The sequence below is a fragment of the Nitrosomonas sp. sh817 genome, assembly GCF_030908545.1.
Classification (GTDB): Bacteria; Pseudomonadota; Gammaproteobacteria; order Burkholderiales; family Nitrosomonadaceae; genus Nitrosomonas.
Window position 1 is genome coordinate 1,335,972 of the sequence record NZ_CP133083.1, and the last position, 20,636, is coordinate 1,356,607.

The following is a 20,636-nucleotide window of genomic DNA, read 5'->3' on the forward strand; positions in this document are numbered from 1 at the left end:
TTTTTGTAACGGATTGATCATGCAACCGTTACTCGGGAAAGTCGCGATTGTGACCGGTTCTTCGCGGGGGATCGGCGCCGAGATTGCGCTAACTTTGGCGAAAGCGGGCGCTACGGTGGTGATCAATTATGCGCGCAACCAGCCGGCGGCGGAGAAAACCTGCGAGGCCATTACAGCAGCCGGTAGCCAAGGAATCGCCATCCAGGCCGATGTCAGCGACCCTGCTGCGGTAAAAAATCTTTTTGATAAAACCCTGCAACAATTCCAGCGGATCGATATCCTGGTTAACAATGCCGGTATTTTGCTGTTCAAGGAAATCTCCGAAATTCAAAACGATGAGCTGGATCGCATCATCGATATCAATCTCAAGAGCGTTTTTTATGCACTGCGGGAGGCAACCGGGAAACTCGCGGATCATGGGCGGGTCGTTACCATTTCCAGCACGGTGACACGGCTGATGCTGCCGAAGTACGGCGTATATGCGGCGACCAAGGCTGCGATTGAACAGTTGACCCGCGTTTTTGCGCGCGAGATGGGCAAGCGCGGTATTACCGCCAATTCGGTGTTGCCGGGTCCGGTCGATACCGAATTGTTCCGGGCGGGAAAAACCGCCGCCGATATTGAACGCATGGCGGCGATGGCCGCATTAGGGCGGATTGGAGACAGCGGCGATATTGCGCAAACCGTATTATTTTTAGTGAGCGACGAAGCACGCTGGGTGACGGGGCAGAGTATCGGCGTCAATGGCGGTATAATCTAACGGAAAGTAGGGGAGAGAGAATGCTTATCGGTGTACCCAAGGAAATTAAAATACATGAATCCCGGGTTGGATTGACGCCGGCGGCGGTCCGCGAATTGGCCGCCAACGGTCATCGGGTCATGGTGCAAAAACTGGCCGGCGCTCAAATCGATTTAAGCGATGACAAATACCAGATGGCCGGGGCGATGATGGTCGATACGCCGCAGGAGATCTACGCCAAGGCCGAGTTGATCGTCAAGGTCAAGGAGCCGCAACCTTCCGAAATTCCCTGGCTGCGGGAAGAGCAAATGCTCTTCACTTACTTGCATCTGGCGCCGGATCCACTGCAAACCAAAGGATTGATGGAATCCGGTTGTATCGCGATTGCGTATGAAACGGTTACCGATCACTTTGGCGGTTTACCGTTGCTGGCGCCGATGAGCGAGGTGGCGGGACGGATGGCGATTCAAGCGGGCGCGCATGCGCTGGAATTGGATCAAGGCGGACGGGGAATGTTGCTCGGCGGCGTATCCGGCGTGCCAGCGGCGCGCGTCGTAGTCATCGGCGGCGGTGTTGTCGGCACCAATGCCGCGCGGATTGCGATGGGCGTGGAAGCGCATGTCACGGTACTGGATAAATCGATTCATCGCTTGCAGCAATTGGATTCCCAATACGGTTCGAAAATCAACACGGTTTTTTCCACGGTGGATGCTTTGGAAGAGCATGTTTCCACCGCCGATTTGGTGATCGGCGCGGTGCTGGTTCCGGGCGGCGCGGCGCCCAAGCTGGTGAGCCGGGAACTGGTCAGCCGCATGAATCGCGGCGCGGTGCTGGTCGATGTCGCGATCGATCAAGGCGGATGCTTTGCAACCTCACGGCCGACTACATTGGCCGATCCGATTTTCATCCAGGACGGCGTGGTGCATTATTGCGTATCCAATATGCCGGGCGCGGTGGCGCGCACTTCGACATTCGCGCTCAATAATGCGACGCTGCCGTTTGTACTCGCGCTGGCTAACAAAGGGTGCCGCAATGCCTTGCTGGATGATCCGCATCTGCGCAACGGCTTGAATGTCTACCGCGGCCGGATCACCTATGAAGCGGTCGCGCAAGCCTTGGGACTCAGCTGTACACCCGCTCTTGAGGCGCTCGCGCCGGTATGAGTTTGATCGGCGCGGCAGCTTCGGTTAAACAGCTTACCATTTCATAACCGCGATCCTGGGACCGGAATGGGTGGCTGACAAGTATCATTGATTAGCGGGTTCTTTGACCGCATAACCGATCCTTGGTACATTCAATTTTCATATTTCATTGCTTGAATTGTTTACATGCATTCTCCGATTGATTCCGATTTTATCGATTTGCTGCCGGATAACGATCCGCAGCGGGTATTGTTGCACAATGAAGTACATGCTCGGCCCAGCCAGCGCATCCGTTTACCCGCGTTGGTGATTTATGTGGTCGCCATCAATGACGGTATTACCCGCGAGCAAGAATGCGAGCATTTGCGCCGTCTTCCCGGGCAGCAAAGTTTGTTGCTCGAACAGTTACAGAACAATTTTTTACGGTTGCGGCTGCAAGGTTATACGCTGCGCTGGGAACGTCATACCGAGTTCACCCGTTATTCGCTGGTGCAGCATTTACCCGATGAAGCGCAGCTAGGCGCGACCGATCCTGATTTGCTGGCATTTCTGGCGCTGCCGCGCGATTGGCTCGCAGACATACCGGGCCGGACAATTGCGGCGGTAAAACTGGCGATGGTACCGGGTGATTTGAACGCTGCCGATGAATTGCTCAAACAAGCGCGGCAGTGGTTTGGCGGGAATCCGATCGTCGCTTCGATAATCGGCCGGGAGAGGCATTCTCTGGCGGTGACGGATTTCATGCTGCGTCCCAGCGGATTTGAACGCATGCTGGTGGTCATGTCAGCCGATGCATCCGAGACGCGGGCAGGGCGTGTTTCGCAGCGTTTGCTCGAAATTGAAACTTACCGGCTGATGGCGCTGCGCGGCTTGCCGGTGGCCAAGCGCCTCATTCCGGAATTGACCGGCGCCGAGCAGCAACTCGCCGAAATTACCGCGCAACTGGAAAATAAAGGCGCTTCGGATCAGGCATTATTGGATACGCTGATTTCGCTGGCGGTACGTATCGAGCGGGCGACGGTTGAACATGCTTACCGCTTTGCCGCAACACAAGCGTACAACAAACTGGTCATGCAGCGGATCGCGGAGTTGCGGGAGACGGCTACCCACGGCACACAAACGATCGGAGAATTCATGCAGCGGCGGTTATCGCCGGCAATCAGTACTGTAGAAGCAACCGCACAACGGCTGAGCTATTTGTCCGCGCGCATTTCACGGACCAGCTCACTGCTGCGCACGCGGGTCGATATCTTGGCGGAAACGCAGAATCAGCAATTGCTGGAAAAATTGACACGCGGACAAGAGCTGCAATTGCGGCTGCAAAGCACCGTGGAAGGTTTATCGATCGCGGCGATTTCCTATTACGTGATCAGCTTGCTGCTATACATCACGAAAGCCGGTGCAGCGGCGGGCCTGCCGATACATCCGGAACTGGCGACCGGATTGATGATTCCGGCGGTGCTATGGGTGGTGTGGCGGACGACGCGGCGTATTCACGAGAAGTTTTTCAAATTGCACTGATTTTTTTTCAAAAAAGCCGGCTTCTCATTACGAAAAAAACAAAGGCCTTTCAATTTCCATTGAAAGGCCTTTTTCCGCGCGGTTATTGCGAATAACCAGCGAATTTAACGCAGGTAACGTTCAAACGGCATGATGGGTCTTGCATTACCCTCGGCGCCGACGGCGGGAATGATCATCCACTGATCTGCTGCGAGTGAACTGCCGATTGGATTACTGATGGTACTGTCGCCATGGCCATGCGGTATTCTTAACTCCGGATGGTCGAATGGAGCTCGTGAGTAAAGCACGCGTTCGTCCGTCAGGCTTTTCAGAAAGTTGAGCAAGTCCGTGCGGCGCTCCGCGGATAATTGCAATTCAGGCTGTGAAAACACCTTGCCGAACTCTTTCGGCGGCGTTATGAAATTACCGCCTCGGATGTAGAATTCCAATACCTCTTCCAAAGTCGCCATGCCACCGTTGTGCATGTAGGGTCCAGTCAATTCGATATTTCTGAGGGACGGAATTTTGTAGGAGCCTTTGGCAGCGCTCAAAAGGCGTCTGCGATCGGGTTTCGCCAATTCCGCTTGAGCAGTGGCCACTGTCGGGATGAAAGTGCCGCTCGTATTGAAACAACCCTCGGTGTCTTGAAATTGTTTTTGGATGCCGTCGGACCGCGTAAAAAGCAGCGGATGCGGTTTGTCGCGATCCAGCGCAACGGCGGTATCCAAATCGCACGGGCGTACGTTGACGACGAAAGGATCGACCACTGCCGAAAAGTTGCCGGCCAGTATCTGGATGTACTGATCGGCAAACGACAGCGGATTGCCGAAAGGATCGGTTGCACCCAACCCTGGATCGTTTTCCACCGGTGTTACGCCGGTGCCGGCAAATCCGGTGTCCTGAAACATCATGCCGGCCGTCAAAGGCAAATGGGTTACCACGTTCATGGTGCTGATGCGGAACAATGCGTTACCAAAAGCATGTGGATTGGTTTTTTGCAAAATGCTGTTGGTTACGACTGCGGAAGCCGTGAAGTTAGGACCGATATGGCAAAGCGCGCAATGTGCATCGCGAAAGAAATCCATGCCGCGTTGCGCCGATTCGCTCAATCCAATCGGCTCGCCATGCTCGTCGATTTCACTGCGATCGAATGGAGAGTCGTCGGAAATCAACGTGGCCATGTACATCTGCAGCGATAATCCGAAGAACATCGCAAAGTTTGCCTCGGTCTGGCTATAAGGAATTGTATGGCTGGCTGACGATGCGGGCGGGAAACCGAATTGTTCATTCGGCGTGTCGTTCCAGTATTTTGGATGGAATGCCTTTTTGATCATCAGGTAATACCGGGTTTTTAAGCCCTTTTGCATATTGTTCGGCCTGCTTTGAGCCAAACCGCCCAATACGCTGTCATTCCAGTGGACTTGCTGATGCTCCAGCGGTTTGCGGTAAAACAGCTTGCGTCCCAGTTCGGGGAAGGTCCGCCCGTGACAGCTCATTTCAAAATCATCGAGCGGAGGTGCGACCGAAACGGATGCAAGCGATGAATTAAGCAGCCGGAGCCGTTTTTTAGTGAAGCTGCCATTGGGGTTTTTTATCCAAACACCGGCATCCGGGTCACGATCCCCCCATGGACTGCTGCCATTGAAAATATTATTGGCGCGGCCATCCCAGAAATTGCGGAAATTGAAAACGGCATTGATGACCGTGGGCGTGTTGCGCGGTTCAACTTTGCGAGCGCCGACAGAGCCGATATGAAAAACCGGATCAACGTCGCGATCACAGATATCGTTCATTTCGTTAAAAGTTTCAGCGTCGCGATAGACGCCGCCAAAGGTGCCCGATGACGAGACCACATCATCGTTGATGTAAACCGGAGCGCCTAATGGACTCATCGGATCATCGGTTTGGAAAAAAGGAAAATCGCTTTTTTTCAGTTCGGTATGAGGCCCCAGTAAACTGCCATCACGGGCCTGTGAAAATTCTTTAGGCAGCTTGCTGTTTCTGCCGGTGGGTGAAATCGCATTCTTGGTGCGGCGGTCGGCGCCGGCATGATAGTGACAACTGGCGCAAGCAATGCCGTCGCTTCCTACATTGATATCCCAGAATAAAGCTTTACCCAGCGCAATGGCGCTCGCTTTATCGATGATAATCGGGTTGTTGCCGTCCAATAAGCCGGGTACTTCAGGAACCGGCACGCCTTTCAGCGACATCGGCATCGGCCCGAAATCGGCGTGCAAGGCTGAGCAAGTCAGCAGCATCAGGCAGCCTGCCATGAATAATTGGATGCCATATTTTTTAATAGTTTTTAGCATGATTTGAGTTCCTCGGAGTTCAATACCCCGGCATTCCTGCTATCTCTAAAATAGAAATCGCTTGCTGCAACTGTGCGAACAAACGATTTGGATTCTTGCTGAAACAGAGCCGAGTGTGCTTTGTTAGGGAAACGCTGATTAATTGACTGCACGAGCGAATCGCATCAATGCGCGGTACTCGCATCCTCGCCTATCTTATTGATAGATCCCGGTTGTTGCGTTCCGCGCGCCTTGTGCTTCATCTCATTCGTTGAATTAATCAGCATTTCCTTAGGTAAAAACGGGGGCGATGCGGCTACCCCCGTTTCTCCCGTGGCTAAATGTTCCGCTGATTAGGCCGCGGCCTGAATCGAAGCTCGGTGATGCTTACGCACACGCCATCCGACCAGACCCAAACCGGCCAACAGCATCGCGTAGGTCTCGGCTTCCGGTACCGCGCTGACGGCCAGTTCATACGCGCCACCTGCAGATGCGTGATCCGTGCCGCCAACATAGGCCAGATACCAGCCGGGCGCCAAGTCGTTGAATGTCAGCGATGCCGTATTTGCGCCCACGCTGCCGCCGACACCGTTTTCAAAGGTGTTGGTCAGGCTGACATCGTTGGCGCCGTTCAGGATAGTTTCACCCCACCCGGTGTCAACCGTGTGTGAAGCACCGGCAACCGCATAACCTAATGTTTCCAAAACATTGCCGCCTTGACCGTTGGCCATCCACAGCGTGCCGGCATCACCCATTTTTCCGGTTGCGTTGAATGAGTGCGGGGTGCCGAAACCGGCTAAGCTGATTTCAGAACCGAAACCTTCGGTACCGCCGTCAAACACGTTCGAACCGGTTGCCCAAACGGTGACGCCCGGTACGAATCCCGAGCTGCCGTTGACAGTCACAGTGACATCCTGCAGACCGGTGTTCTGAAAAACGAACCAATCGCCGACATGCGCCCATGCGGAATAATTCAAGTTAGGATTGTCGGAATACGCGCTTTTCAACGCGCTTTCATTGGCTGTAATGGAATTAAATCCTAAATCCAGAACATTATCACCGCTGACCCACGGTTTTGGGCTGACTGCGGCTGCGTATGCACCGCTGCTGGCGAACGCTATAGCGGAGATGATAGCCAACGAGACCAGCGGGCGGGTTTTGTTATAATGAGTTTTTTGCATAATTAATTCTCCAAAAAATGCATTTGTTTGATTTCAAGGCGCCGTTAATTGTTTGCTGCTTTGGGAAACGGCCAATTGACGGCGCCTCTTTTTTTGAATGACGTTCTGGGTATGGCGCATGATCATGCATGCGCCGGTTTTCAGAAACTCCCCGTCATTCAGAGGAGGCAACCAGGCTATCTTCATTGCAAAGACCCTGCGGTTTTCCGGACTTGCCTTGCGGCAAGGGTGGCTATTCTTGAATCCCTTTATTGTCTTTGAAATCCGGAAAAAAACAATGCGACAAATTGTCGCGCGGCAAATTGTCGCACCTCTGTGAATCGCAAAACACATTTTCTGATTAGAACTGTTTTTCTAATTTATTGTCCATCATAAGGTTAAAACCACCGGCTTCAGCCGGTCAGCTTTAGCTGCGAGAATATGCCACACAGGAGGTGTGGCATGGATTATAGATATGGAAGTCATACGGTTTATCAGATTGAATATCATTTTGTATGGGTAACGAAGTATAGATATAAGATTCTGAAGGGAGAAGTAGCAGAACGAGTACGAGAGTTGGTTCGTCAGACGTGTGAAGCATTTGAAATGAGAATTGTACAGGGTGTAGTAAGTAAGGATCATGTGCATATTCTGGTGAGTTGTCCGCCGGAGATGGCTCCGAGTGAGATCATGAGGCGGCTAAAAGGACGAACATCGAGCTATCTGTTTGAAGAATTTCCTCACTTGAAGAAGCGGTACTGGGGAAGGCATTTTTGGGCGCGAGGGTATTTCTGCGTGACAGTAGGTCAGATGACAGAAGAGATGATCAAACAATACTTGGAGCATCATTTTGAGCCAAATCCAAACGACAATTTTAAAATGGAGCCGGAATAAGACGCGTCGTTTAGTCGACGCGTATCCGGACTTTCAGTCCGTAACTCAAACCCACCGGCTTTAGCCGGTGGTTGTTTAGTATTTTAACTATATTTGTTTGCGATGAGGTAGAGACGCTCGAGGGTGTCGGTGCGAAGAAGTGCGACAATTTACCGCATTGACCCTCTAAAAACTTTGATAAATACTGCCGGCGCGTTGGCCAACGTTCGGTGCGGGGATAAGAGAAATTTTCCGCGTTTTTAGAGATTCAAGTTAGTTTTTTAGGGTCTGTTATGAAAAATAAATTAATCAACAAAACATTGAAATTCACATTATTAGCGGTTGGCCTGACTTCGGTGCCTGCGATGGCGCATATTGGTTACGGCGGCCGTGATTTCGGGTCTTTCACCGGCACGGCGGCTGCGTCGAGTACCATCACCAATCAAGCGGCTTCAGGCTGGCACGGCTGGATCGATGGCACCGATGCCGATTGGGGTGATTCTCATCGCACACGCGCTTTCCGCTTTACGCTGGAAAATGATGCCGATGTCAAAATCTCTTTTAAAGAACAAGCTTATGTTACGCCGACTGGTGCCTCTGTCATCGCCGGCATCATGCCCGGCTTCAGCCTCTACAAAGGATTGGCGCATGTGGCGCCGTTCGCGGCCGATCATGACTTTGCGGTAGGATCGATTGCAATCCGCGATGCGGTCGGCGGTGTCGGGTTGACCGAAGGTTCATTCCGCGCGTTGACCGATTGGAGCATTACCAACGACAACAATGATCCGGCCAGTGTGTTTACCTACGTAGGCCATGCTTATGACGGCCTTGGCATCGACTACGGCACCGGTGTGATTCCCGGTGCCGATGGCTTGGCCGATCACATGGTATCGAAAGTCTTTCATTTGACGGCGGGTGATTATTCGATTTTTGTCGGCGGCACGGATTATTTAAATTCCTCAGCACCGTTCACTGCGCTAGGTATCGAAGGTATGGTTGCAGTCGTTCCGGAACCTGAAACCTACGCGATGCTGCTGGCCGGTTTAGGCTTGATCGGCTTTAGCGTCAGCCGCCGCCGGCCAGCTTGAAACCAACGCATTTGATTTGAAAAGAGCTGCGGGAAATACCGAACAGTCCGATGCATACGATGTAAATCGGACAGAATTACGGCGATACGCCGCATCAGCGAAAAAATGTGTTTTGCATGCTGCTTGAAGAAACATAGTGCTTGCATCTACGGTTCAGTATTTCCACAAGTTGTGATGCATGAGAAATTGGCCTTGCATCGTGTTCGATTTACCTCCCGGGCGCGATACGAGGCTTTTTGCATTTTTTGAAGAAGATTCCCGTTCGTAAAAGCCTCCATTGTTTTTTATTGATATCGATACTGCGATTTTCAAAGCTCGCGGCGACGATTTTTCCGGCCAACCTTTCCGATCATTCTTGCAGAATCTTAAGCCGTTAGGCACAATCAGCCCGGATTTCTCCGACCGGGAAATCCAAATGACGAAAGATGCACACCATTGAAGTGTGAGCGGTGCAATAGAGCTGCGGCATTTCAGTGTTTCTGTGACTGAGTGATTCCGTTTCGTCTCAAACAGCGAAGCATGAATCTCATTGAATTATTGGGGAATATCAGAATGAAGAAAAAAATGATGGCGTTAGCGATGGCCGGTGTCTTTGCAGCGCCGGTGGTTGCGATAGCGCAAGGAACAAATCTGACTCTGTTTGGCAGCTTGCAAGCGGAGTATGCCACCGTGAATCGCGATGGCCAAAGCAGTCAGGCGCTGATCGGCGACGACACCGGCCGCTCGAAAATGGGTGCGCATGTGACCGAAAATCTGGGCAGCGGTTTTAAAGTCAAAGCGCGCGCCGAATATGGTTTCAATACCGGCGCGGGCAATCTTGGTGGCGCGCGTGAACGCTGGGTAGCGCTCGCGGGCGATCAGTGGGGTGAAGTCAAATTTGGCCGGGTGCAATCGCCGTTCAAAGATTTTGCCGGTGGCATGACCATTGATCCGTTTGCCTATACGACCTTGCAAGCAGCCGGTAGCGGCGGCACCATGACGGCTTCAGCCAATGGATTGGGGGCCGGTGCGATGGGTTTTGTAAACAGCGCGATCCGCTATGATTCTCCGAAAGTCGACGGCTTCAGCTTTGCCGGATTGTTGATGCCGGGTGACTCCAATCGGCTGGATCCGGCAAATTTTATCGCGCCAAGCGGTGGTTTTCCTGGCAGCCAAACCAACTCCGGCGGTGAAGACGGCGAATGGGATTTCCAAGTTGCCGGCAAGTACGATACCAGCGTGCAAGGCCACTACTTCGGGGTATTTGGCGGTTATTCACGGGATAATGTCAGCACCCGTCAAAGAATTTCCCAAGGACTGACAAATAACGAACACGTATGGCGCGGCGGCGCGTCATGGAGCTGGCAAAACTTCAAATTGAACGGTCAATATGAAAATATCAACAATGCGGTTGGTGCCGCAACTTGTACCAATCAGGCGGCATTGGGCGACCCTGCAACCGGTTCGCTGGATTCGCGCGGACAATGTAATTCCGCCATGAATATGGGCGGCGACGGTAACTTATGGTTTGCGGGCGGGCAATACGACTGGGGCAATACCAGCTTTATTGCGCAAGGCGGTATGTCGCACGCGCACGCAACCGCCTTGTCGGGAAAGCGTGAAACAAGCCAGTTTACGGTGGGAATGATCCACAATTTGAGCAGCCGTTCGAGCTTATTCGGTGGCTACCAACGAGTGATGGTCGGTAGTGGCGCGTCCGATTTCTTCAGAGATATGAATATCTGGTCCGCCGGTATGCGTCATAATTTTTGAAGCAGGCTGATTCGTAAAAATAAAAAGGCGCCGTAAGGCGCTTTTTTTAAGTTTACTAACTGAATTTTTTTTGCCTGGTTAAAGAATATACTGCTTGGGTCAAGAAAGTTATATCCCGCATATTGGGATAGCAACGAATAAGGTGTCTGAATTTGACAACAACCGGCTGGAGAAACTTCAGCTTTAAAGTAGGGGTTTAAACGAATATCATGTAAATTTGAAACTGCAAGTTTTTTAGCAGAAGCTGGATCCAATCCGGATCCGGGTTTACGCAACTGGAAGGCCAAATTTTTCATTTGATTGGACTTCTCTTACTACGGGGAAAATCATCATGCTCCTGTTTCTCTTCTATGTCTTCTTGTTTCTCGTTGTAACCGCCGGTCTGATTTTGGGAATTCCTCCGATCCGCCGTTTTTTCGTGACCGGTCAGCTATTGAAGGTTTTCCGGAAAATGTTACCGCAGATTTCGCAAACCGAACAGGAGGCTTTGGATGCCGGGACGGTTTGGTGGGAGGGGGATTTATTCAGCGGTAAACCGGATTGGAAAAAAATGCTGGCTTATCCGAAACCGCAACTGACTGCGGAAGAGCAAGCGTTTCTGGATGGTCCGGTGGAAGAGTTATGCGCGATGCTGGATGAATGGAAGATTACTCACGATCTGAAGGATTTGCCGCCGGAAGTATGGCAGTTTATCAAGGATCAAGGCTTTTTCGGGTTGATCATTCCCAAGCAGTACGGCGGTTATGGTTTTTCCGCGTTGGCGCATTCGGAAGTCGTGATGAAAATCGGCTCTCGCAGCGGTACAGCGGCAGTTACCGTGATGGTGCCGAATTCGTTGGGACCGGCTGAATTGCTATTGCATTACGGGACCGATGAACAGAAACAATATTATTTGCCGCGGCTGGCCAAGGGTTTGGAAGTGCCTTGCTTTGCGTTGACCTCTCCGCATGCCGGATCGGATGCCGGGTCGATGCCGGATTTTGCGATCGTCTGCCGCAGCGAATTCGAGGGCAGACCCGATGTGCTCGGCATGCGGGTTACCTGGGAAAAACGTTATATCACGTTAGGTCCGGTCGCAACCATTTTGGGACTGGCTTTCAAATTGTATGATCCGGACCGGCTGCTTGGCGGCGAAGAGGATTTAGGGATCACGCTGGCATTAATTCCGACCCGCACACCGGGCGTTCATATCGGACGCCGGCACTATCCATTGAATGGCGCATTTCAGAACGGCCCGAACTGGGGCAAAGAGGTGTTCATTCCGATGGATTGGATTATCGGCGGACCAGAGGGCGTTGGTCAGGGTTGGAAAATGCTGATGAACTGTCTTGCTGCAGGCCGCTCGATTTCATTGCCGGCGACCAGTGTAGGGGCTGCAAAACTGGCAGCCCGCACCAGCGGCGCTTATAGCAGGGTGCGCACGCAGTTCAAAGTTCCAATCGGGTATTTTGAAGGTATCGAAGAAGCCTTGGCGCGTATTGGCGGTAATACCTACATGATGGATGCAGCTCGTGTCATGACCGCTGGCGCTGTCGATTTGGGCGAAAAGCCATCGGTGGTATCGGCGATCGTTAAGTATCATTTGACCGAGCGCGGCCGTCAGGCGATTAACGATGCGATGGATATTCACGGCGGCAAGGGAATTTGTATCGGTCCGCGCAACTATCTCGGACGGACCTATCAGCAAATTCCGGTGAGTATTACGGTTGAAGGCGCCAACATTCTGACGCGCAATATGATTATTTTCGGTCAAGGCGCGATTCGATGCCATCCGTATCTGCTAAAAGAAGTGAATGCCGCGCATGACAATAATCTCGACCGTGCCATACTGGCCTTCGACGAGGCATTGGTCGGTCATGCCCGCTTTACCCTCAGAAATATCGGCAATAGTATTGCATACGCACTTGCCGGCAAGTACATCAAGACCAATGCGCCGGACAATTGCGCGCCGGAGACGGCTGATTATTATCGTCAATTGGCGCGATTCTCCGCCAGTTTTGCTTGTATCGCCGATATCGGATTGATGTGGCTGGGAGGGTCGCTGAAACGCAGAGAGCGGTTATCCGCCCGCTTGGGGGACATTCTGAGTATGCTGTATTTGTGCTCGGCAACTCTAAAGCGATTTGAAGATGATTATCGCCCGGGTGCGGATCTGCCATTGCTGCATTGGTCGATGCAGGATGCGCTTTATCGCTTGCAGCAAGCATTGGATGAGTTTCTGACCAATTTCCCGGTGCCGACGGTTGTTGGTTGGGTGTTACGGGGATTGATGTTTCCGTTGGGTAAACGTTGTAAACCGCCAACTGATGCGCTAACGCATGAAGTAGCGAAGCTCATGATGGAGCCGGGTGCGGTGCGTGACCGGCTAACGTCCGGCATCTATCTGCCGGTAGCGGAACACGAACCGTTGGCTGATCTGGAGCAAGCCTTACAGTGCGTGATCGAATGCGGCGCCATTGAAACCAAATTGCGTCAGGCGGTTAAATCACATAAAGTGACCGAATATGGCAGCCAGCAGATTGCGCAAGCTTTGCAGCAACATATTATTACTGCGGAGGAAGCGGCGCTTCTGAATAAGCTGAACGAATTGCGCAACCGGGTTGTGAAAGTGGATGATTTTTCTCCCGATCTGGGTGTGGAAACAAAAACCGGTTCAGGTGGAGATCACACGCTTCGCAGTACCCAGAATGACCCGGTTGGCGGCAAACGCGCGGCATCGCATGAAAGTGACAGAAATTCTGAAGCTACTGATTAATCTGAAAACATTAAGCAGGCGACTGAATCTCCGGTTGCCGAAGAACAAGGGAAGCATTGAATTGTTTCAACGACAACAAGTAATCCCGGAGTGCTGTAAATATTTCTAATCCGTTGCCCGAGGTTTTATGAAATGAATGCATCGCAACAAGAGCACGACGGAATGATCGATATTATTCCGATAGAAAAAGCCAAAACCCTGGATGGTCTTTTTAATGAACGCGTGCAGCGCACTCCGGATAAACCGGCTTACCGGTATTTCAACGCGATCAGCGAAGAGTGGACGGACTATACCTGGGTGCAGATGAATCAATTCGTAGCGCGCTGGCAAGCCGCTCTGGAGAAAGAATTGCTGGTTCCCGGCGATCGTGTGGCTGTTATGATGAAGAATTCCCCGGAATGGGTGATGTTCGAACAAGCCGCACTAGGTCTTGGTTTGGTGGTTATTCCGCTGTATACCGATGACCGCGTTGAGAATGCGGCGTATGTGATCAATGATGCGGATGTTAAAGTTTTGTTGCTGGAAAATGCCCATCAATGGCAGCAATTTTTAACCATCCAGCACGAAATTACGGGATTGCAGCGAGTGATTATTCTCCGTCCGCTTGAACCGGATTGTGTCAATCCATGCGATAAGGTTCGCGTGATTGCCGCGAAGGATTGGTTAGCGGTGCAAGCCAGCGCTGTTAAACATATCCCTGCCGATCCGCACGCACTTGCGACGATTATTTACACTTCCGGAACATCCGGCCGGCCTAAGGGCGTGATGCTCAGCCATCACAATATCTTGTCGAATGCCTTAGGTTGTTTGCAGGTAATACCGGTACTGCCGGATGATTTGCTGCTTTCTTTTTTGCCGCTGTCGCATACGTTTGAGCGCACATCGGGCTATTATGTGCCAATGATGGCGGGTGCGGTCATTGCCTATGCGCGGTCGATACCCCAATTACAGGAAGATTTATTGTCGATTCGCCCGACCTTGCTGATTTCTGTGCCGCGCATCTATGAACGCGTGTTTTCGGGTATTCATGTCAAACTTGCGGAAGGCTCCGGCTTGGCGAGATGGTTGTTTAACTTTGCTGTGGATGTTGGCTATAGCCGGTTCGAATACCGGCAAGGAAGGGGGCATTGGCGCGCATCGCATTGTCTGTGGCCGCTGCTGAAGAAAGTGGTGGCCGATAAGGTATTGAATAAACTCGGTGGCCGCTTGCGGTTTGCGATGAGTGGCGGCGCTGCGTTACCTCCGCAAGTTTCACGCGTTTTTATCGGACTTGGATTGCCGATTCTGCAAGGATACGGCATGACCGAAAGCAGTCCGGTCGTTTGCGCAAACAGACTGGATGATAATGTGCCATCAAGTGTCGGATTGCCGATTCCCGGTGTGAAAGTCAGGCTGGGTGAAAACAATGCATTGCTGATTCACGGACCGAATGTGATGCTGGGATATTGGAATAATCCGGAAGCTACAAAGGCGGTCATATCTTCCGATGGCTGGCTGAACTCAGGGGATATCGCATCGATTGATGAGCAAGGGCATGTCACCATTACCGGGCGTTTGAAAGAAATCATTGTATTATCGACTGGCGAGAAAGTGCCGCCGGCCGACATGGAAGCGGCGATTTTGCGGGATCCGGTATTTGAGCAAGTCATGCTGATCGGGGAGGCGCGTTCTTATTTAAGCATTCTGGCTGTTTTAAATAGAACCCGATGGCAGGATTTTATCGCGCAACACGGTTTGGATGGGAATTTGACCGGTGATCAGCAAAGACAGCAACTGGAAGCAATTCTGCTGGAGCGGATTGCGCTGCAAACCAGCGAATTTCCAGGGTATGCCAAGATCCGGCGGGTGGCGGTCATCGATGAACCCTGGAGTGTGGAAAATGGATTGCTGACACCGACACTCAAACTGAAACGTGGAAAAGTTTTTGAGAAGCATAAGACCGCGATTGATCGATTATATGCCGGGCATTAGCAGGGTGCCGGTCCTTTTTTCCGTGCCAAACATATCGGAAATCAATTAATTGCTTCTCAGCATTAGAAAGTTTTGACCCGCTAAGCCTGACGATACGGAATACGCATCAAGGAGGCGCGGAAACACCGGAGTGAGCGCTCGATGAATGTTTTCATGCAAACAAGGAGTCTGTCATGGAGAAATTAACCGATGTCGCCGGTATCGGTCCGGCAACCGCAAAATTGCTGTCGGATCACCAAATTGAGACAGTCGCAGCGCTGGCGGCTATCACATTGGTAGCGTTACAAAAGATTCCGGGATTTGGCGGTGGCACGCGAGCTCGAGCGGTTAAGCAAGCGGCTGCGGATTGTTTGAAAGGCAAGAAACCCAGGCTGGCGGCTGCAAAAAGCGGTCAGATAAAAACTTCCGCCGCAACGGCAATCCCTAAGGCGAGCGCCGCTGGCAAATCCATAGTGATGAATGAACCTGAGCAACCAAAAGTAAAAGAAAAGAAAGCAAAGAAGGAAAAGAAAAAAGACGGTAAGAAAAACACAAAAGCAAAAGATAAAGATAAAAAAGTGAAGAACAAAAAAGATCGTAAAAAGAAAGGTAAAAACAAGAGCAAATCCTGATGTCCGGCGAGATGCGTGAATTATTCAACCGTTAATGAATATTGCTGAAATTTAATTCTTTGGGCCTGATGAAGTATCGTAACCGTGCTTGATGGGGTTTAGTAGTAATACCGCCATGATCGTATTCAAGAACTGCGATTGCGGCCGTGGTTAAAAGTTTACCGCTTTGATTGACGGCAGGCGGGTCGATCGAAAGATGGCAAAGCAATTGGTCAAGCCCGGGGTTGTGTCCTATCATAAGCAGCGTCCGGACATTCTGGCTATGACGGTCAATCAAGGTAATCAAGGTTTTCAGAGAAGCTTCGTAGATAGCAGGCTCCCAAATTACCCGGGAATGAGAGAAGTGTAATTTTTTCAGAACATGCTGACAGGTTTGCCGGGCTCGCACCGCGGGTGAGCAAACGATCCGGTCGAAGTCATAGGATTGCTGTTTTAACCATATTCCCATTTTATTGGCGGCTTTTTGCCCGCGCGCGGTTAAAGGACGGTCAAAATCCGTACAATGTTCACCAGTCCAATCCGATTTGGCGTGGCGCATCAAAATCAATCTACTTTTCATTTGTTTGCAGATGTTAAGCTTTAATCAATCTTTTTATCGGTATTGAGAAAACACTTGTCATGGATGAATCCTACGCAGCTATTGATTTAGGTTCCAACAGTTTTCATATGATCGTTGCTAATCTTATCGACGGTCAGTTGCAGGTTATTGATCGAATGAAGGAAATGGTCAGATTGGCAGCGGGGTTAAACGACCGGCAGGAATTGTCGAAGGAATCCATGCAGCAGGCGCTGGAGTGTTTGCAACGTTTCGGTCAACGCATCCGCCAAGTCCCGCATTTGAATGTCCGTGCCGTGGGGACCAATACCCTGCGTCAAGCAAGGAACGGCGCCGAATTTTTGACAAAAGCCCATGCGGCGTTGGGTCATCCGATTGAGATCATCGCGGGACGTGAAGAAGCGCGACTGATTTACTCGGGGGTCGCGCACAGCTTGTATGATGAAACACATAAACGATTAGTAATCGATATTGGCGGCGGCAGTACGGAATTGATCATCGGCCGGGGGTTCGATACATTCTATACCGAAAGTCTGTATATGGGCTGCGTGAACGTGGGTCAGCGCTTTTTTGCGGACGGTAAGATCAAGGCAAAACGGATGCGCAAGGCCATATTGTTTGCGATGCAGGAACTGGAATCGCTGGAATCCGCCTACAAGAAGATGGGCTGGGATTATGCATTGGGTTCATCCGGCACGATCATTTCCATCGGTGAAGTATTGCGAGCGCAAGGCTGGTGTAACACAGGTATTACAGCGGCTGGATTGACGCACTTGATGGAAAGTTTGATTGCGATTGGCGACAGTGCGGCGATCGATTTCACCGGTTTGTCGGATCGCAGAAAACCGGTATTTGCAAGTGGTATAGCAATATTGGCCGGTATTTTTGAAGCCTTGAAACTGGACAAGATGGACATCTCGGAAGGCGCCTTACGTGAAGGTTTGCTATACGATTTGATTGGCCGTGTGCATGACGAAGATATCCGGGATAAAACCGTTTTAGCAGTCGCTCAGCGTTACGGTGTCGATATGGAGCAAGCTCAGCGGATAAAAGAAACTGCTGAGAATTTTTTTATTCAAGTCAGCGATGATTGGAAACTGGATAAAAAAGCAGATTTAAAATTGTTGTCGTGGGGCGCGTTGATTCACGAGATCGGGCTTTCTGTCGCGCACAATCAATACCACCGGCATGGCGCATATCTAACAGCCAATTCCGATCTGGCCGGTTTTTCCCATCAAGAGCAAATGAAGTTGGCTATGCTGGTTCGCAGCCATCGGCGCAAATTTCCGCAGGAGGAATTTGAGCCGATTCCTCCTGCAATGCGTGTCGCTTTGGTAAGGCTCTGTATCTTGTTGCGTCTCGCGGTGGTCTTGCACCGGAGCCGGTCCAATGTCAGTTTGCCGGATATTCATATTAACGTGGATGGTAACAACGTCATATTGCGTTTTCCATCCAGGTGGCTTGATCAGCATCCGCTCACCTTGGTTGATTTGTCAACTGAACAAGTTTTCTTGCAGATTGCGGATTTCAAATTAGTATTTGACTAAGAATCGATCAGCACTGCAATCGATTGGTCATCACGCGATAACCGTTTATAATTCACTCCCGAATCCATTTACCCAAGCCGATCGATAGCAGTTTTTCCCAAACTATTACCCTTTCCTGCGGAATGAATCCAAAACTAAATTTATTGCAACCGTATCCTTTCCAGAAATTGCGCCAGCTGCTGGATGGAGTAACCCGGAATACCAAACTCACCCCGGTTGAATTGCAAATTGGCGAACCCAAGCACCCAACACCGGATTTCATATGCCGTGCTTTGGCCGATAGTATGGATGGATTGTCGGTCTATCCATCCACATTGGGGGTATTCGCGCTTCGAAATACCATAGCGGAATGGATAAAGCGGCGCTTCAACTTGACGGAAATCAATCCGGATACTGAGATCATTCCTGTCAATGGCAGCCGCGAAGCGTTATTTTCCTTTGCGCAAGCAGTCATCAACACCGATGATGTTCGCCCGGTCGTGGTCTGTCCGAATCCGTTTTATCAAATCTACGAAGGCGCTGCATATCTTGCAGGCGCTACGCCACATTTTCTTAATACTCTGCCGGAGAATCACTATCAACTCGATTTTTCACAATTGAGTGCTGATGTATGGTCGAGAACTCAGCTCATGTACGTGTGTTCTCCCAATAATCCGACCGGAAGTGTGATGACGCTGGATGAATGGCAAAAAGTTTTTGCGCTGTCGGATCAATATGGATTTGTGGTGGCCGCAGATGAATGTTATTCGGAAATATATTTTGACGAAACGAACCCGCCACTGGGTGCATTGGACGCCGCCAATCGATTGGGACGCAAGGGTTTTCCGCGGCTTGTCGTGTTTAACAGCTTGTCGAAGCGTTCTAATGTACCGGGCCTGCGATCCGGTTTTGCCGCGGGTGATGCCGGACTGTTGGCGAAATTTTTGTTGTATCGAACTTACCACGGCAGCGCAATGAACCCGGCTGTGCAAGCCGCTAGTGCAGCGGCTTGGCGTGATGAAACGCATGTGATGGAGAATCGGCGTTTATATGCTGAAAAATTTTCAACCGCAATTTCGTTATTATCGGCTGCGGCGAATGTGCAGAAACCGGATGCCGGTTTTTATTTGTGGCTTAAAACGCCGGTCAGCGATACCGAATTCACCAAGCGGCTTTATCGCGATTATAATGTGACGGTGTTACCCGGTAGCTATCTTGCACGCGATGCGCATGACACGAACCCGGGTAAAAATTATGTGCGGATTGCACTGGTCGCTTCACCGCAGGAATGCGCGGAAGCAATGGGCCGGATCAAGGATTTATTGACACGTTTGGCTTAAATGGCCTGAATTTAAACAACTAAGGAATGATATGAGTGAATTGCAAACCATCATTGAAGAAGCTTTTGATCGCCGGGCTGAGATTACGCCGCGCAATGTCGATGCCAGTTTAAAGGAGGCGATTGCGCAAGTGTTGTCGATGCTGGATAACGGAAAACTTCGCGTGGCGGAAAAAATCGCAGATAACTGGGTGACACATCAGTGGATCAAGAAAGCGGTCTTGTTGTCATTCCGGATTGAGGATAATAGTTTTATTAAAGGCGGTTTTTCGAATTATTACGATAAAGTGCCTTCCAAGTTTGCAGATTATAGTTCCAGAGATTTCCGTGATGGCGGTTTTCGCGTTGTGCCGCCCGCTGCGGTAAGAAAAGGCGCTTTCATCGCTAGCAATGTTGTACTGATGCCATCTTACGTCAATATTGGCGCATATGTCGATGAAGGCACCATGGTCGATACTTGGGCAACGGTCGGTTCGTGCGCGCAAATCGGCAAGAATGTGCACTTATCCGGCGGTGTTGGCATCGGTGGTGTGCTCGAACCGGTTCAGGCCAATCCGACGATTATCGAAGATAACTGCTTTATCGGTGCGCGTTCTGAGATTGTGGAAGGTGTCATTGTCGGCGAAAACTCGGTGATTTCAATGGGCGTGTATATTGGTCAAAGCACTAAAATTTATAACCGCGAGACCGGAGAAGTTTTATACGGACGCATACCGCCGGGTTCGGTTGTCGTGTCGGGCAACTTGCCCGCAGAAAACGGCAAGTATAGTTTATATTGTGCGGTGATCGTCAAGCAGGTTGATGCTAAAACTCGTTCAAAAACAGGAATTAATGAATTATTGCGCGGGATATAATCGAATTTCGCGCGAGAGACTAAGAATCCCCGGAAGGGGATTCTTAGTAGCAGTTATCGAATTGAAATTTGATTGTCGACTTTCTTCACACCATCCGCGATCCACGCGTGCATGTTGATGCGGGTGACTTGATTCTCATTGGCAGCGGTTCCAGATAAAATCACGTTACCGTCTTTAACTTTGATATCGATATTGATTCCGCGTAAATCAGGGTCTGTTTGCACCGCTTGCGAGATGCGCGCATAAATGGTCGAGTCATCAAAAACAGCGCCTGCCGGTGGCGCAACCCATGATGGGTGGGTTTTTTCCGCATAATTCTCACAACCGCTCAGTACCATCGTACTGAAGAGTATAAGAGTGAATATCAATAGTTGATGTTTGTTATACATGATAATTCTTCCCTTTGTAATTTTAATGTTTGTGATTAGTAGTTTAAAGATAAATTTACAATTTCTATTGTTTATTGATTGAGTTTTGTG

17 protein-coding genes and 1 riboswitch are annotated in these 20,636 nt (G+C 50.7%); of the genes, 12 read left to right on the forward strand and 5 right to left on the reverse strand.

Annotated features, from left to right (window positions below):
• The first annotated feature begins 19 nt into the window (after nucleotides 1–19).
• From RBH92_RS06345 to RBH92_RS06355, 3 genes are all read left to right on the forward strand, one after another.
• Nucleotides 20–760, forward strand: coding sequence for an SDR family oxidoreductase (locus RBH92_RS06345; protein ID WP_307933762.1), 741 nt, complete (start codon nucleotides 20–22; stop codon nucleotides 758–760).
• 20 nt (nucleotides 761–780) lie between these two features.
• Nucleotides 781–1,902 (forward strand): alanine dehydrogenase, encoded by a 1,122-nt coding sequence (ald, locus tag RBH92_RS06350; protein WP_307933763.1) that lies wholly within the window; start codon nucleotides 781–783, stop codon nucleotides 1,900–1,902.
• A gap of 165 nt (nucleotides 1,903–2,067) precedes the next feature.
• Nucleotides 2,068–3,402: a DUF3422 family protein gene (locus RBH92_RS06355; protein ID WP_307933764.1), complete on the forward strand. Its 1,335-nt coding sequence runs from the start codon at nucleotides 2,068–2,070 to the stop codon at nucleotides 3,400–3,402.
• 104 nt (nucleotides 3,403–3,506) lie between these two features.
• On the opposite strand, the gene RBH92_RS06360 is transcribed toward RBH92_RS06355, so the two are convergent.
• A complete protein-coding gene (locus RBH92_RS06360; RefSeq protein WP_307933765.1) occupies nucleotides 3,507–5,693 on the reverse strand; it encodes a cytochrome-c peroxidase in 2,187 nt (728 codons plus the stop codon).
• 332 nt (nucleotides 5,694–6,025) lie between these two features.
• Nucleotides 6,026–6,853 carry an FxDxF family PEP-CTERM protein gene (locus tag RBH92_RS06365; RefSeq protein WP_307933766.1) on the reverse strand — a complete coding sequence of 276 codons (828 nt, stop codon included), beginning with the start codon at nucleotides 6,851–6,853 and terminating at the stop codon, nucleotides 6,026–6,028.
• Between the two features lie 163 nt (nucleotides 6,854–7,016).
• A riboswitch (cyclic di-GMP riboswitch) is annotated at nucleotides 7,017–7,096 on the reverse strand.
• A gap of 198 nt (nucleotides 7,097–7,294) precedes the next feature.
• On the opposite strand from RBH92_RS06365, the gene tnpA reads away from it, so the two are divergent.
• The 3 genes from tnpA to RBH92_RS06380 all read left to right on the forward strand — a co-directional run bounded on the left by tnpA (nucleotide 7,295) and on the right by RBH92_RS06380 (nucleotide 10,545).
• Nucleotides 7,295–7,726 carry an IS200/IS605 family transposase gene (tnpA, locus tag RBH92_RS06370; protein WP_307931618.1) on the forward strand — a complete coding sequence of 144 codons (432 nt, stop codon included), beginning with the start codon at nucleotides 7,295–7,297 and terminating at the stop codon, nucleotides 7,724–7,726.
• 272 nt (nucleotides 7,727–7,998) lie between these two features.
• Entirely contained in the window at nucleotides 7,999–8,793 is a 795-nt protein-coding gene (locus RBH92_RS06375) for an FxDxF family PEP-CTERM protein (protein WP_307933767.1), read from the forward strand.
• 552 nt (nucleotides 8,794–9,345) lie between these two features.
• Nucleotides 9,346–10,545 (forward strand): porin, encoded by a 1,200-nt coding sequence (locus RBH92_RS06380; RefSeq protein WP_307933768.1) that lies wholly within the window; start codon nucleotides 9,346–9,348, stop codon nucleotides 10,543–10,545.
• Here RBH92_RS06380 and RBH92_RS06385 read toward each other — a convergent pair.
• Nucleotides 10,533–10,841, reverse strand: coding sequence for a hypothetical protein (locus RBH92_RS06385; protein WP_307933769.1), 309 nt, complete (start codon nucleotides 10,839–10,841; stop codon nucleotides 10,533–10,535). The genes RBH92_RS06380 and RBH92_RS06385 overlap by 13 nt on opposite strands.
• A 35-nt stretch (nucleotides 10,842–10,876) precedes the next feature.
• Between RBH92_RS06385 and RBH92_RS06390 the strand changes: the two genes are divergently transcribed.
• The 3 genes from RBH92_RS06390 (at nucleotide 10,877) to RBH92_RS06400 (ending at nucleotide 15,882) form a co-directional block, all read left to right on the forward strand.
• Entirely contained in the window at nucleotides 10,877–13,300 is a 2,424-nt protein-coding gene (locus RBH92_RS06390) for an acyl-CoA dehydrogenase (protein ID WP_307933770.1), read from the forward strand.
• A gap of 132 nt (nucleotides 13,301–13,432) precedes the next feature.
• Nucleotides 13,433–15,271 carry an AMP-dependent synthetase/ligase gene (locus RBH92_RS06395; protein ID WP_307933771.1) on the forward strand — a complete coding sequence of 613 codons (1,839 nt, stop codon included), beginning with the start codon at nucleotides 13,433–13,435 and terminating at the stop codon, nucleotides 15,269–15,271.
• Between the two features lie 173 nt (nucleotides 15,272–15,444).
• A complete protein-coding gene (locus RBH92_RS06400; RefSeq protein ID WP_307933772.1) occupies nucleotides 15,445–15,882 on the forward strand; it encodes a helix-hairpin-helix domain-containing protein in 438 nt (145 codons plus the stop codon).
• Between the two features lie 31 nt (nucleotides 15,883–15,913).
• On the opposite strand, the gene sixA is transcribed toward RBH92_RS06400, so the two are convergent.
• Nucleotides 15,914–16,441 (reverse strand): phosphohistidine phosphatase SixA, encoded by a 528-nt coding sequence (gene sixA, locus RBH92_RS06405; RefSeq protein WP_307933773.1) that lies wholly within the window; start codon nucleotides 16,439–16,441, stop codon nucleotides 15,914–15,916.
• Nucleotides 16,442–16,500: 59 nt separating this feature from the next.
• Here sixA and ppx point away from each other — a divergent pair, with 59 nt between their 5' ends.
• The 3 genes from ppx (at nucleotide 16,501) to dapD (ending at nucleotide 20,157) form a co-directional block, all read left to right on the forward strand.
• On the forward strand, nucleotides 16,501–17,985 hold the full coding sequence (ppx, locus tag RBH92_RS06410) for an exopolyphosphatase (protein WP_307933774.1): 1,485 nt from the start codon (nucleotides 16,501–16,503) through the stop codon (nucleotides 17,983–17,985).
• Nucleotides 17,986–18,107: 122 nt separating this feature from the next.
• On the forward strand, nucleotides 18,108–19,304 hold the full coding sequence (dapC, locus tag RBH92_RS06415; protein ID WP_307933775.1) for a succinyldiaminopimelate transaminase: 1,197 nt from the start codon (nucleotides 18,108–18,110) through the stop codon (nucleotides 19,302–19,304).
• Between the two features lie 31 nt (nucleotides 19,305–19,335).
• Nucleotides 19,336–20,157: a 2,3,4,5-tetrahydropyridine-2,6-dicarboxylate N-succinyltransferase gene (gene dapD / locus RBH92_RS06420; RefSeq protein WP_292923400.1), complete on the forward strand. Its 822-nt coding sequence runs from the start codon at nucleotides 19,336–19,338 to the stop codon at nucleotides 20,155–20,157.
• Between the two features lie 53 nt (nucleotides 20,158–20,210).
• On the opposite strand, the gene RBH92_RS06425 is transcribed toward dapD, so the two are convergent.
• Nucleotides 20,211–20,546 (reverse strand): BON domain-containing protein, encoded by a 336-nt coding sequence (locus RBH92_RS06425; RefSeq protein ID WP_292923401.1) that lies wholly within the window; start codon nucleotides 20,544–20,546, stop codon nucleotides 20,211–20,213.
• Nucleotides 20,547–20,636: the final 90 nt, after the last annotated feature.